Source organism: Mesorhizobium sp. M4A.F.Ca.ET.050.02.1.1, from assembly GCF_003997725.1.
In the GTDB taxonomy this organism is placed as follows: Bacteria; Pseudomonadota; Alphaproteobacteria; order Rhizobiales; family Rhizobiaceae; genus Mesorhizobium.
The window spans coordinates 1-407 of sequence record NZ_RZSG01001541.1 but is presented as its reverse complement, the minus strand read 5'-3'; the positions used below and the strand labels follow the sequence as shown (position 1 = coordinate 407).

Annotated in this window: 1 protein-coding gene; it reads right to left on the bottom strand. The window is 72.2% G+C overall.

What is annotated here, in order from left to right:
- On the bottom strand, nt 1-407 hold a 407-nt coding region (locus EOA33_RS38555), incomplete at both ends, for a homocysteine S-methyltransferase family protein (RefSeq protein WP_190234563.1).

Genomic DNA, 407 nt, shown 5'->3' with positions numbered 1-407 from the left:
GGCGCCGACCGGCCCCCCAAGCGCGATCAATTCGGGCAATGCGGCGCTGACGGCTTCCGGCCGGCAGCAATTGACCAGCCTGGCGGCGACCGGCAGGTCACCGAGCGCGGCCGACGCGGCGGCGATCGCCTCCCCGCTGCGCAGGCGCGGCGCGCCATGGTCGGCGAGCGTCCAGGATACCCAGACGGGTTTGCCGCTTTCGCTCGCCGCGGTGACGGCGGCGCGCGCCTCGTCGGCCGAGGCCATGGTCTCGCACAGGAAGAGATCGACGCCATCGGCCTGCGCGGCGACGATGCGGCGGTAGGTATCGAGTGTCTCCTGGAAGGAGATGGTCAGCGCCGGCGCGTAGCTGCCGAAAAGAGGCGACAGGCAGCCGGCGACGGCTGCGTCGCCGGCTTGTTCGCAAG